Here is an 11,631-nt window from a genome sequence, read left to right as displayed (position 1 = left end):
CGATTGCCTCAACTCTGACTGCTACTAGATAACCGGCAAGAAGGGGCCGCCGTCGATGGATCGTGAAATCGAAGATATGTCCCTGCGCCTGAAGCAAGGGCTTCTCAGCCACGGATTGACCGTCACGGCCGCCCATTGAATGTTCCAGGTCGCCAGCACCTTCGATGCAGCGAGCAGCGGCAATGAGGTTCTGCTTTTAAAGGACAACTGGAACGACCGGTTCACCTGGATCACTCAGTTCTATGTCACGGTCGTCGACGCGGACGGCACGCGCACCCATGCCCTCCCAGCACGACAACGATGTTCACTGCGTCCGGTAAGTCGAACATGGACTCCCCGTCAACGATCTCGCCTGCCATCTGAAGTGCCATCAAAGATCCCGACCGAGATGACGATTCCCAACTCGGCCAGCACCCTGCGCATCCCCAAAGCCGACCTGGCGTCACAAAGATTTACAATCGTCGCCAACTCCTGTTGCCTGACGAGCCGATAACAGCCTCAGACATCAAGGAGGCGGTTATGCGGCAGGATGAGCGATGCTGGACACGGATCATCCTGCGGCCAGATCCGTCCCCTTGATTGCATACCGCAATTTCCCCTTTGCGCTGGCCGTTGTCCCTTGCTCCTCCCCCTGGACGGCCAGCGCCGACGCGGTGCGGATCCTCGCCCCCCGGATCCGCACCGCGTCTTGTTCGAAAGGCTTCACCATGAACCATTATCCGATCGCGGTCGCGACCGCGCGGTTGCAGCAGATACCCGGCGCCATTGGGGTGCAGGTGACGCTGGCGCCGGACATCCGGTCCGATCCCGATGCGGGCAGGGCCGCACATCGTCTGCTGGCCGAACTCGTCAAGGCCTATCGCAAGGCTGGCCTCCCCGCCTCCGTCACGACGGACGGGCAGCCCTCTCCCGGCGGAGCCACGGTAAGAGTCCAGATCGTCCGGGCCGATCCCGGCAACAGTGCCGAACGGTTGCTGATCGGCTTCGGCGCGGGTCGATCAGCCCTGCTCACCAAAGCCTCGTTCGACATCGCCGGACAAGCCGGCCCGGCCATGTCCTTTTCCGCCACCGCCAAGGATGGGCGCAAGCCCGGCCTGATCGTGCCGGGCGCTGTGGCGGCCGCCACCGGCGAATTGTCGCGCCTTGCCATCGGTGGTGGCGTCGGCCTGCTGATGGGAAGCCGCAGCGGGCTGGACAGAGGCGCCAAGCGATCCGCTGCTCTCATCGTCAAGCAAACGCGGCAATTTTACCGCGCGTCCGGCTGGCCCTGGCCATCCGACAAGGGCTGACCCTCCCCCTCTTGCCAGCAAGGTTCCCGCAATGAAGATGCATCCCCCCATCCAGCCGCCGCTTCCCGAAATTCCGCTGGTCGACAATATGTTCGCACCGGAAATATTGGCTGGCGGCCTGACTGGCCTGTCACTGCTCAACGGCATCGTAACGGTCACGCTGGAAAATCCAAGGGCCGACCATGGCCGCCCCGATCCCAGCCTGGAACGTGTCATCGTCGGCCGGATCGGCATGCCGATTCCGACCGCACAGGCGCTGCTTTGCGGCCTTTATCAATTTCTGAGCCAGCATCAGGTCAATCCCCTGGCCGCGGAAACGGAGATGCGCTGCCAATGAGCTATTTCCCGTTACTGCATCTCATCGGACACAAGCGCAGCCACCACATCGCACTGCTCATGCCGCCATGCCGCTATCGATTTTCGATCCGATGGTCGGGCTCCAGTGCGGCACACACCATACAGCGCGTGACCCACATGCCCCGATAAGATGATCTTGCCCCGAAAGGACAGCCCATGGCTGCGACATTTTCCTTCAGCATTCAACAGCAGCTGGTGCTGACCGCCGCCCGTCAGTGGCGTCGGGCGCGGCACCTGCACATCCCTGCCCAGCCGCATCTCTACCGCAAGCTCGCCCGCCATGGCTGCGGACAGCTGGCCCCCGCCTGCGACAGCCTGATGAGGCTATCCGAACTCGTGCTGGGGCATCCGTTTCGCTGCGGTACCGGCCTGGCCCTGTCGGAGGATGAATGGCGACTGCTCGACATGATCGAAGGGCGCGAGCGCCAATTGGTCCACGAATGCAGCGTCGCGCTGGCGAGCGCTTTCCGCCATGCCATCAGGTCGCTGCACATCATGATAGACATGGCCTTTAACATCGACAGCGGCGAGCCGGTGAAGCGTGCCGTCGCTTCGACCGGCCTGATCGCCGCCTGATCGTCAGGCGGCGATCATTTCATCAGCGCATTCACTCCGGCCAGCGTCTCATCGCCCAGATCGCCAGTCGCGGCGGCGAGCTGGAGCCGGGCCGTCATATAATCATATATGGCCTGACGCCGGTCGCGGTCGGTCGAAAAGCTCTGGCTCTGCGCATTCAGGACATCATCCTGCGTGCGGATGCCGACCTCTCGCCCGGTATTGGCCGCATCCTGCTGCAAGCCGGCCGACCGGTTTGCGGTGTTCAGGGCAGCTATGCGGCGCGCGCCGGTCGATACGGCATGCCAGGCCTGCTGCGCCTGAAGACGAGCATCCCGCCGCGCGGCATCCAGGGCGCGCTCGGCCTTGACGGCGTTGGCGCGGGCTTCCCGTTCCTTCGACTGAATCGCCCCACCGGCATAGAGCGGAATGGTGATACGCAGCCCGGCCGACGCCGACTGGATGCGGTCGGGAATGATGCCATTGCCCCCTTCCCCGCCCAGCCGATACTGGCCCTGATAACCGGCGACGCCTTCGACGACGGGGCGTCCCGCAAGGCCGTAGCGGTCGATATCGGCTCCTGCGGCCTTTGCCTGATGCTCGGCCGCCTTCACCAGCGGCGACTGACGCTCCGCCTGCTCGATGGATGCTTCCAGCGTCACGAGCGGCAACGGCGCGGCGAAATTCCCGGCGGGTCGGTCCAACCCTTCCGCCGGCAAGCCCGTCAGTTCGGAAAAATCGGCACGGGCATAGGCCAACTCGGCCTCGGCGCCGATGCGCTGTGCTTCACTCGCGTCGCGGCGGGCCTCCGCCTCGCGCACGTCAGTGATGCGCGCGCGCCCGGCATCGAAACGCGCCTGCGCGCCGCGGCGTTGCTGTTCCGCCGCATCGACCTGCGCCTGATAGGAGCTTAGCCTGTCCTCGGCCGCCAGCGCCTTGAAATAGGCCTGCGATACACGAAGGATGAGTTGCTGCTGCTCGCCGGCAAACTGCACATCGGCGCCTGCCGCCTTTTCGCGCAGCTGGATCGACTGTGCATGTTTAGATGCATCATACAAAGGCTGAACCGCCTGCACGCCAACGGTCGCCCGGCCGCTCGATCGGCTTCCGGTAAAGACCGGGTCCAGTTCTTCCGGGAAACGGGCGTTGGTTTCTGTGACATTATATTGGTATCCGCCCTGAAGCTGTACGCTGGGCCGCTTGAGCGCCCGCGCCTGAACGGCGGCCTCCTGCCCCGCGTCGCGCTCAGCCTGCGCGCCCAGATGATCGGGATCATGCGCCGCCGCTGCTTGCCATGCCTCCATGAGGTCGGTCGCATGGGCGGGCGGCGCGAGCATGGCCGCTGCGGTACAGAGGAAAAGGCGTCTCATGCGGAAATCTCCTGGTTGTCGGCGCGATGCTGCGGGCGGTCGAAGACCAGCTCGTAGAGCGCGGGCAGGACGATGAGGGTAAGGATCGTGGCGACCATCAGGCCGCCCATGATCGCCCAGGCCATCGGCCCCCAGAAGGTCGACCGGGTGAGCGGGATCATGGCGAGGATGGCGGCGAGCGCGGTCAGCAGGATCGGGCGCAGACGATGGACGGCGGCTTCGCGCACGGCCTCCCGCATCGCCAGGCCATGGCCCGACAAGGTGTCGATCTGCGCGATCAGGATGACCGAATTGCGCAGCACCATGCCGAACAGCGCCAGCGATCCCAGCATGGCGACGAAGCCGAAGGGGATGCGGAACAGGGCCATGATGAGCGCCACGCCGATCAGCGCCAGCGGCCCGGTCGCCAGCACCACCAGCATCCGCTTCACATTCTGGAGCTGGAGCATCAGCAATAAGGTCGGTCCAGCGTGGCACGGACCTCATGCCAACCAATCGCGCGATACTCGTCGGCGATACCGTCCAGCTTGTCCTCTGCCAGTTCCTGCACAAGCTCGGGCTGGTCGGCAAAGCCCTCGGCCCCTTGGCTGAACAGGTCCACCGTGATCGTCCCGCCCTTTGCCTCATAGGCGTCACGCCCGACGAAGAGGAAAGCGCCGCTGGTGGTGTCGACCTTCTCGGTGGTGAGCATCCGCCGGATGGTGTGCGCATGGCCGTTCGCCGCCTTGCAGACCTTCACCTGTTGGTCGTGATCGTCGGTAAGGGTGAGCGCGCGCGCCGCCTCAAGCGACAACTGGTCCTTGGCGATCAGGTCGATCAGCGACGGTGCGAGCGCGGAAAGGCGAAGCATCTTGTAGACGAAGCTGACTGCCTGACCGAACCGGGCTGCGATTTCCTCGGCGCTCATGCCGGTATCGCGCAGCGCGGCGAAAGCGCGGATGCTGTCTGCCGGGTGCATGTCCTCGCGCTGAAAGTTCTCCGCGAGCGACAGTTCGATGGCTTCTTCCTTGGTGCGGACCTCGACCGGAAACGCATCGCTGTTCTTGATCTGCTTGCGCTTCACCAGTTCCTTGAGGCCCCGATAGCGCCGCCCTCCGGCGAACACATAGAACAGGCCCTCGTCCTCGTAGGCGACAAGGTTCTGCAACAGGCCGTGTGCGGCAATGTCGTCGGCCATGCTCTCGATGGCGGAAGGCTTCACATGGCGCTGATTGAGCGGAGAAATGCGAAGCTGCGACAGCTTGATGGTCGTGATACCCATGATGATGTTCCTTGATCTGTAGTGGTGGTGTCGATGGGGGAGGGGGTCAGCCTTCGAGGCTCGCCAGCTCGTCGAACTCGGCGGATGCGCGCGCCGCGCTGTCACCCGCGTAGGTCGCGCCGGTGCGCGGGTAGAAGAAGACCCGGTCGCCCTTGGCGTAGGGGATGCCGTCAGGGCTGGTTCCAGCCACCTTGGCGCGCTTCCAGTAGGGATCGCCCTTGTATCGGGTGTAAGCCATTCTCGTTCCTCCTTCTTCCTGCGGCTGAAAGCCGGTTGCCGCAGCAACCGGGTCTGCCTCTCCGGCGAGGAGCGGGACGGGGAGGGAGGAGGAAAATCGATGGTCTGGCGCGGGCAGGCCGCCTAGCGCGGCCGACGCCCCTTAGGGTGTCGGGTGCCGTGCTTGGCGGACCACACGGGGCCGTCTATTTTCCTTCGGGAACGAAAGGGCAGCAGCCCTGGTGTTCCCCGCAAGGCGGGCCTTCGGGGGAGGGCCGCGCAGCTCTGCGGGTGATGTCGCGCCTCTTCGGCGCGGCCATAGGTGTGCCACGTGGCACAGCTCACGCGAGGATCGTTACCCGCATGGGCCGAGACGCCGGCACGGTGGCTCGGGCGGCACGCGTGACGCTAGAGCCGTGCCCGGCAGGGCCGCGCCCCATCTCGAAGCGAAGCTCTCAAAGCCTTATGTTGGTCATCTGCGAAGGGCTTGTTGAGGACAGGCATGATGGCGTTGAGCGAATTGCAAGACTGGATCATGCGCGAGCTGCGCGACAGGCGCGGCCTGATCGCGGGGTTGCCGGCACGGGCAGGCTCTACATCGGCCGACATGGAACAGGCGATCGATGGGCTGGTGCGGCGCCGTTATGTTTCGGTGATCGGACCACCCAATCAGAACAGCGATCTTGGGAAGGACGTCGACGAGCTTCACCTGGAACCATACGGCAGTGGCTATCTGCGAACGCTGCGCTGATCCCAATTCGCGAAGACAAGGAACGCTCGTGCCCAGCTACACCAACGCATTGCAGATTTCCCAGGAGGGCAAGGGCATCCCCTATGGCGGGACTGGCGAGATCCGCGAGGATGGCGACGCCAATTACGGCTTCAAGAACCTGAAGGGCAGGCTCGATCGCCTCGCCGACATTCCCGAGCTCGCACGCGACGAGGCGCTGCACGACCTGGTTGCCTCGCTGAACGCGCCGGAATCGGCTTTTGGAAGTGTGGGATGCGTGAGCGCGCTCGTCGACGAGAGCGAGGGGCACCGCGTGAGCGGATATGTGGAGTTTGCCTTCGATTCAGCCGAGAAGGTCGCTGACGCGGGAAGCTATTTCCCGGTGTTCTTCCACTTCGACCGCGCGCTTCACGTGATGAAATTCGACGACAAGGTTCATTTTCACTGGGAGCTGATGGGCGCGACGTTCCGCCGCACGGATACGATGGGCTTTACCGTGTCGGTGACGGTGAACACGGGCTGGTATCCGACTGCCGAGGAGGCCGCCATCGCGTGGGCGAACGGGTTGGACTTCCTCGCTGGCTACCTTCGTCACGTGCAGCCGGAAGGCGGCACGCCGATTTTCATCGACGGCTGATCCTCGACGCCCCCAGCGCCGCTGGCCCGCTCAGTGGGGCAGCGGCGCGCGATCCGGGAGACGGTCAAACGACAAAGGGGACGGAGACCAGTAGCGCGTCATCGGTCGGCTCGATGTCGCGCAGCTCCACCATCGCGATTTTCTCGACACGCTCGGCGCCGATCGGGTCGAGATAAACATAGGTGTGATCCGCAACGACCGGGCTGCACAAGCGCCAGATAACACCCTTGCGGCCGATGCGCCGTTCGGCGCGACCATCATAGGAGGCGAACGATCCGACGATGCGGACGCGCTGCGCGATCCGCAGCCAGTTCGCCGCGCCGTCGAGGACGGCGGCTCGCTCCTCGGGCGACAGGGACGGTCGCCCGACGCCGAACGTCGCTTGCGGATCATGCGCAGCCCGGACCAGCTTTTCCACGACAGGTTCCGGACTCCAGGTCGAGGCGGGGCCGGGCTTCGCGCGGTGCATGTGGGTGATCGGCTTCGCTCCGAATAGATCGGGTTGAACGCCGACCAACCGGCGGGCGAACAACGCCTTTGATAGGCGCGCCGTCGCGCATCAGCGCGACCAGCTTGTTGAACGTCGCCTCGTCCACGGTCGCGAGGCGGGGGTCATAGACCAACCGGCTCGCGACTGCCCGGCCCCCTTCGGGGCCGGTGTCGTCGGGCTGGATCATGCCGCTTCCTCAAGTTCGGTCGCCGTCTCGACGGCCATGCGGGTCAGCAGCCAATCGGCCGCGTCCTGCGCGAGCCGCGCCGCCGTGAAGATGCACCGCTTGTCATTGCGCAGCGCTTGCAACCAGTTCGCCAGATAGGCGGCGTGGTCCTCGCGGTCGTGGAGCTTGATGCCAATCGTCGCGCTGACGAACGCGGCCCCAAGCTCGGCAACCAGTTCCTCGCGGGCGTAGTCTTCGCGCTCCGTGGAAATGAGTGAGGGGCGGGCTAGGCGGTCGACGTGACCCGTCGCGTGGCACAGCTCATGCGCTAGGGTCGAATAATAATCGTCGCTGGTATGGAAGTCAGTAAATTCGGGCATGACGACATGGTCGCCGCTCGGCTGATAATAGGGCTGGGAACCGAAGTGCTTGAGGGTGACAGGCACGCGGGCAAAGAGCGCGTCCAGTTCGGCGTCGCGCTCATCGGGATTAGTCGCGGTGATGATCGGCGCGGGAGCTGCATATTTGGCTTCGATGCCGTCAATCTGCTCGGCATTGAACACGGTGTAGCGCTTGAGAAACGCCACCTGTCGTTTGCCATCCTCGCCACGCTCTCCGCCTTCGTCGGCGTCCACCTCGATCTTGTTGGCATAGACGACGGTTGAACCCTTCTCGCCCTTGCGGACGCAACCGCCGAGCGCGAGCGCCTGCTTGAAGGTCAGCCAATGCGGGCAGGCATAGCCCTTCGTCATGGCAGCGACCCACAGGGTCAGGACGTTGATGCCGCGATAGGGAACGCCGGTCGAGCGGAGCGGGATGTTGAGCGCGGTGCTGCCGTTCCACGATTTCGACCAAGGCCGGGTGCCTGCCTCGATCATGGCGATCATCTGGTCAGTGATTTCTTGATAGATGTCGGCTCGGTTGTCGGTGATCCGTCCCATGTCACTTTTCCTTTCCTTCGAGGCTGAAAGCCGGTCGCAACAGCAACCGGCTCTGCCTTTCCGGCGAGGAACGGGATGGGGAGGGAGGGCGAGAATCTACCGCTGGCGCGGGCGAGCCGCCTTAGCGTGGCCGGCGCCCTGCAGGGCGTCGGGCGCCACGCTTGGCGGATTACACGGGCGGTCGATTGTCGTTCGGGAACGAAAGGGCAGCCGCCCTTGGTGTTCCCCGGCGCCGATTGCCCTCCTGGTAGGAGGGCACTGGCATCAAGGGGGCGCCGCGCCTCAGGCGCGGCACAGTTCTAAATGCCGTTGGGGGACGTGTAACCAGATGCAGGGACGATCCGTAGGAGCGGAAGCTTCAATGTCAGGGAGGTTCCTATGCGCTACGCATCTTCGATCGCGGCACTTACTGTTCTAGCCGCCAGCATTCCCACCGTGATGGTGGCGGCGCCTGCCGTTGCCGCCGCGCCCGCAGTACGGCCGTTCGATCAGGCAGCGTTCGACGCTGCGCAGAAGGCGGGCAAGCCGATCCTCGTCTGGGTCCATGCTCCCTGGTGTCCGGTCTGCCGGGAGCAGGCGAAGACGATCGCCCGAGTGACGGCCGAGCCTGCGTATCGCGACATGCAGGTGTTCCGCATCGACTACGACACGCAAAAGCCGCTGTGGCAGAAGTTCGGGGCGACCATGCAGTCGACGGTGATCGCGTTCCACGGCAAGCGCGAGACGGCCCGGATCGCGCACGAGACCGATGACGGCAAGGTTTCCGCGGTGATCCACAGCGCGATCGCCTGACGCGGAGGATGGCGTCCGCTCTCAATCCCGCGCTTGCCTATGCGGCGGGCGCGCTCACCATTCTGTCGCCCTGCGTCCTCCCGCTGGTGCCGATCGTACTCTCGTCTGCGGCGCAGCGGCATCGTTTCGCGCCGCTGGCGCTGGCTGCGGGGCTGGTAGTCTCGTTCACGGCGACCGGGTTCATCGTTGCCGCCTTCGGCCAGGCGCTCGGGCTCGACACGCTGGTCGTTCGCGCGGCCGGCGCGGTCGTTCTTTGCGTTGCCGGCATAGTCCTGCTCGTGCCGAAGCTGCAGGACGTGCTTACCCGCTTGGCGACCCCGCTCGCCGCCTGGGCGAGCCGGCGCCAAACGGCATTGGACGACAGGGCGGGACTGTGGGGACAGGCGCTGGTCGGGGCACTGCTCGGCATCGTCTGGGCGCCCTGTGTCGGCCCGACGTTGGGCGCTGCGGTCGCACTCGCGGCCGAAGGCAAGGACCTGGGCGAAGTCGCCCTCGTCATGATCGCCTTCGGGCTCGGCATCTCGACCGTGCTGCTGGTCATCGCCTTTGCGGCACGCGGTGCGCTCGCCCGGTGGCGTGGTCGCATGATGATGGCTGGCGGCCGCGGGAAGGCGGTGCTGGGCGTCCTCCTCCTCCTGGTCGGCATCTTCATCCTGACCGGGTTCGACCGCAAGGTCGAAGCGTTCGCGCTCGACCATCTCCCGGACTGGATGACCGAATGGTCGACCCAGTTCTAACCCCTCTGTCGTGACCCTCCATGGAGTTGAAACATGAACCTTAGCGGAAAGCGTGCCCTGGTGACGGGCGGTTCGAGCGGCATCGGCCTCGAGATCGCGCGCGAGTTGCTGAGGGCGGGCGCGAGCGTCGCCATCACTGGCCGCCGACAGGAGGCGGTCGACAAGGCTTTGGGTGAGCTGCGGAGCCTGGGCACGGTCAGCGGAGTCTCGGCTGACGTGACGACGGCCGATGGTCGCGCCCGGTCTCTCGATCTCACGACGCGGACGCTCGGCGGCCTGGACATCCTCGTCAACAATGCCGGCGGTGTGCGGGCGGGACGCCTCGAGGCGATCGAAGAAGACGAGATCCGCCAGATGGTCGAGGTGAACCTGACGGGTCCAATCCTGCTCACGCGTGCTGCGCTGCCGCTTCTGAAGGAGCGCGCAGACGCGCTGGTCGTGAACGTCAGCTCGGGCATCGCGCTCGTCGGCATGGCGTTCTACACGCCCTATGCTGCGGTGAAGGCCGGCATCGCGCATTTCGGCGAGGCGCTGCGCCGCGAGTTGGACGGGGAAGGTGTCCGCGTCCTGACGGTCTACCCGACCGCCACGGAGACCCCGATGATGGCCACCTCCGGCCTGGCTCGGGATGGCGGCCGCGAAACGCCTGAGGATGTGGCCCGGGAGGTAATCGAGGCGATGGCGCAGGATCACCTCGAGGTCGTGCGCGGCGGTCCGGACCGCATCGAGACGGTGAAGCGCAATCGCGCTGATCCGGCCGCGGTGGATGATGCGATGCGCCCGATGAAGGCGTCGATCGAAGCGGCCGCGCGCGACCACTCGGCGCTGTGACGATGGCGGGGCTGGCATGCGACCTTTGGTTGCGCGCCGGTCCTGATGGGAGCAAGGACTGAGGCTCGCCTTCGGCCCCGCGTGGCCATCCGGTTGAACGCGATAGGTGTGGTCGAGGTGCTAGGTACGGATATTCTTGCACTTATCGCCATGTCCGCCGTCGCCAGCGCGGTCGGCGGCATGTTGGGCATGGCGAGCGGCATCTTCCTCGTGCCGATCCTGCTGATGTTCGGGCATCTGCCGATCCGGACAGCGATCGGTCTCAGCCTGGTGTCGGTCATCGTCTGCTCCTGCGCCAGCGCGCCCGCCTTCCTGCGCGCACGGCTGATCAATGTGCGGCTCGCGATCGTGCTGGAGGTCGCGACGACGGCCGGGGCGCTGGCGGGCGTCGTGGCATCGGGACTGTTCTCAGCCCGATTGCTGTCGCTCCTGTTCGCACTCGTGATGCTGCTGTCGGCCTGGCAGATGGTGCGCCCGCGCACCGTCAGAATGGCCATGGCAGGCAACCCGGCCGCCTTCGCCCGCAGGCTCGACGGTATTGACCCTGATCCTGCCCCGGACGGCACCCCTTATCGGATCGATCGCTTGCCGCTCGCCATGGGGATGATGTTCGGTGCGGGCATGTTGTCAGCGCTGCTCGGCATCGGCAGCGGTGTGCTCAAGATCCCCGCCATGGACAGCGCGCTGCGACTGCCGATCAAGGTCTCCTCCGCGACGTCGAACTTCATGATCGGCGTCACGGCCGCGGCCGGTGCCATCGCCTACTTCCTGACCGGCGCCCTCGATCTCACGCGCGCGGCACCGATCTGCCTGGGATCGGTCGCGGGGTCGATCGCCGGCGCGCGGGCGCTGAAAGCGTTGCGCCCCGATCGCCTGCGCGTGATGTTCGTCGTGATCCTCCTCGTGCTCGCCGTGCAGATGGCGCTGGCCGCGGCCGGAACCTCGTTCCTTACGTTGGGCGGCGGGTGAGCATGGGATCGTCAGAGCGTCCGATCTCGCTCCTTCTCACGGTCGGAACGGGCGTGGCCACGCTTCTGGTGGCGGTCGGCCTCGTCTTGCCTCCGGGCTTGCACGCCGGCGCGGTTCTCAATCTGGTCGGCGTCGGCCTGTTCATTGCGTTACCCGTCGGGCGGGTTCTGCTGATGCTGGTGCTGTTCGTCCGGCAGCGGGATACCTTGCTAACGGCCGCGGCGATGGCGGTGCTGCTGATTATCGTCGTGGGCAGCTCGGCGGCGATGATGCTCGATCGCTGAGCGGGG

18 protein-coding genes are annotated in these 11,631 nt (G+C 65.4%); 11 read left to right on the top strand and 7 right to left on the bottom strand.

Annotation, left to right across the window (positions count from 1 at the left end; all coding sequences use genetic code 11):
* Nucleotides 1-139 precede the first annotated feature (139 nt).
* The 4 genes from OKA11_RS22245 (at nucleotide 140) to OKA11_RS22230 (ending at nucleotide 2,222) form a co-directional block, all read left to right on the top strand.
* Entirely contained in the window at nucleotides 140-493 is a 354-nt protein-coding gene (locus tag OKA11_RS22245) for a hypothetical protein (protein ID WP_267224399.1), read from the top strand.
* Nucleotides 494-707: 214 nt separating this feature from the next.
* Nucleotides 708-1,289, top strand: coding sequence for a DUF4410 domain-containing protein (locus OKA11_RS22240; RefSeq protein WP_267224397.1), 582 nt, complete (start codon nucleotides 708-710; stop codon nucleotides 1,287-1,289).
* Between the two features lie 31 nt (nucleotides 1,290-1,320).
* On the top strand, nucleotides 1,321-1,626 hold the full coding sequence (locus tag OKA11_RS22235; protein WP_051887045.1) for a hypothetical protein: 306 nt from the start codon (nucleotides 1,321-1,323) through the stop codon (nucleotides 1,624-1,626).
* Nucleotides 1,627-1,802: 176 nt separating this feature from the next.
* Nucleotides 1,803-2,222 (top strand): hypothetical protein, encoded by a 420-nt coding sequence (locus OKA11_RS22230; RefSeq protein ID WP_120253630.1) that lies wholly within the window; start codon nucleotides 1,803-1,805, stop codon nucleotides 2,220-2,222.
* 14 nt (nucleotides 2,223-2,236) lie between these two features.
* Here the strand turns inward: OKA11_RS22230 and OKA11_RS22225 are convergent, their stop codons facing one another.
* From OKA11_RS22225 to OKA11_RS22210, 4 genes are read right to left on the bottom strand one after another with little or no spacing between them, the layout of a single operon-like run.
* Nucleotides 2,237-3,571: a TolC family outer membrane protein gene (locus OKA11_RS22225; protein WP_267224391.1), complete on the bottom strand. Its 1,335-nt coding sequence runs from the start codon at nucleotides 3,569-3,571 to the stop codon at nucleotides 2,237-2,239.
* Nucleotides 3,568-4,020, bottom strand: a complete 453-nt coding sequence (locus OKA11_RS22220; RefSeq protein ID WP_323748335.1) for an efflux RND transporter permease subunit — start codon at nucleotides 4,018-4,020, stop codon at nucleotides 3,568-3,570. The genes OKA11_RS22225 and OKA11_RS22220 overlap by 4 nt, the downstream gene beginning before the upstream one ends.
* Nucleotides 4,020-4,832, bottom strand: a complete 813-nt coding sequence (locus OKA11_RS22215; protein WP_267224389.1) for a ParB/RepB/Spo0J family partition protein — start codon at nucleotides 4,830-4,832, stop codon at nucleotides 4,020-4,022. The genes OKA11_RS22220 and OKA11_RS22215 overlap by 1 nt, the downstream gene beginning before the upstream one ends.
* A 46-nt stretch (nucleotides 4,833-4,878) precedes the next feature.
* Complete coding sequence (locus tag OKA11_RS22210; RefSeq protein ID WP_267224387.1) at nucleotides 4,879-5,070, bottom strand: hypothetical protein; 192 nt, start codon at nucleotides 5,068-5,070, stop codon at nucleotides 4,879-4,881.
* A 480-nt stretch (nucleotides 5,071-5,550) separates the two neighbouring features.
* On the opposite strand from OKA11_RS22210, the gene OKA11_RS22205 reads away from it, so the two are divergent.
* Together OKA11_RS22205 and OKA11_RS22200 are read left to right on the top strand one after the other, a co-directional pair.
* Entirely contained in the window at nucleotides 5,551-5,799 is a 249-nt protein-coding gene (locus tag OKA11_RS22205; RefSeq protein WP_267224384.1) for a hypothetical protein, read from the top strand.
* A 28-nt stretch (nucleotides 5,800-5,827) separates the two neighbouring features.
* A complete protein-coding gene (locus tag OKA11_RS22200) occupies nucleotides 5,828-6,415 on the top strand; it encodes a hypothetical protein (protein ID WP_267224382.1) in 588 nt (195 codons plus the stop codon).
* Nucleotides 6,416-6,479: 64 nt separating this feature from the next.
* On the opposite strand, the gene OKA11_RS22195 is transcribed toward OKA11_RS22200, so the two are convergent.
* The 3 genes from OKA11_RS22195 to OKA11_RS22185 are packed head-to-tail and all read right to left on the bottom strand — an operon-like array spanning nucleotide 6,480 to nucleotide 8,012.
* On the bottom strand, nucleotides 6,480-6,833 hold the full coding sequence (locus OKA11_RS22195; RefSeq protein WP_267224380.1) for a hypothetical protein: 354 nt from the start codon (nucleotides 6,831-6,833) through the stop codon (nucleotides 6,480-6,482).
* Nucleotides 6,805-7,092 (bottom strand): hypothetical protein, encoded by a 288-nt coding sequence (locus OKA11_RS22190; protein WP_267224378.1) that lies wholly within the window; start codon nucleotides 7,090-7,092, stop codon nucleotides 6,805-6,807. Before OKA11_RS22190 ends, OKA11_RS22195 begins: the two co-directional genes overlap by 29 nt.
* Nucleotides 7,089-8,012 (bottom strand): ArdC family protein, encoded by a 924-nt coding sequence (locus OKA11_RS22185; protein ID WP_125990250.1) that lies wholly within the window; start codon nucleotides 8,010-8,012, stop codon nucleotides 7,089-7,091. Before OKA11_RS22185 ends, OKA11_RS22190 begins: the two co-directional genes overlap by 4 nt.
* A 378-nt stretch (nucleotides 8,013-8,390) precedes the next feature.
* Between OKA11_RS22185 and OKA11_RS22180 the strand changes: the two genes are divergently transcribed.
* The 5 genes from OKA11_RS22180 to OKA11_RS22160 all read left to right on the top strand — a co-directional run bounded on the left by OKA11_RS22180 (nucleotide 8,391) and on the right by OKA11_RS22160 (nucleotide 11,625).
* Nucleotides 8,391-8,804 carry a thioredoxin family protein gene (locus OKA11_RS22180; RefSeq protein WP_125990248.1) on the top strand — a complete coding sequence of 138 codons (414 nt, stop codon included), beginning with the start codon at nucleotides 8,391-8,393 and terminating at the stop codon, nucleotides 8,802-8,804.
* Between the two features lie 8 nt (nucleotides 8,805-8,812).
* A complete protein-coding gene (locus tag OKA11_RS22175) occupies nucleotides 8,813-9,541 on the top strand; it encodes a cytochrome c biogenesis CcdA family protein (RefSeq protein ID WP_125990246.1) in 729 nt (242 codons plus the stop codon).
* Nucleotides 9,542-9,574: 33 nt separating this feature from the next.
* Entirely contained in the window at nucleotides 9,575-10,372 is a 798-nt protein-coding gene (locus OKA11_RS22170) for an SDR family NAD(P)-dependent oxidoreductase (RefSeq protein ID WP_125990244.1), read from the top strand.
* A gap of 108 nt (nucleotides 10,373-10,480) precedes the next feature.
* Nucleotides 10,481-11,341: a sulfite exporter TauE/SafE family protein gene (locus tag OKA11_RS22165; protein WP_267224371.1), complete on the top strand. Its 861-nt coding sequence runs from the start codon at nucleotides 10,481-10,483 to the stop codon at nucleotides 11,339-11,341.
* A 53-nt stretch (nucleotides 11,342-11,394) separates the two neighbouring features.
* Nucleotides 11,395-11,625: a DUF1634 domain-containing protein gene (locus tag OKA11_RS22160; RefSeq protein ID WP_206434227.1), complete on the top strand. Its 231-nt coding sequence runs from the start codon at nucleotides 11,395-11,397 to the stop codon at nucleotides 11,623-11,625.
* Nucleotides 11,626-11,631: the final 6 nt, after the last annotated feature.

The organism is Novosphingobium clariflavum (assembly GCF_026420865.1).
Classification (GTDB): domain Bacteria; phylum Pseudomonadota; class Alphaproteobacteria; order Sphingomonadales; family Sphingomonadaceae; genus Novosphingobium; species Novosphingobium clariflavum.
Note: the sequence above shows the minus strand (reverse complement) of the source record. Positions and strands in the feature narration are given on the sequence as shown.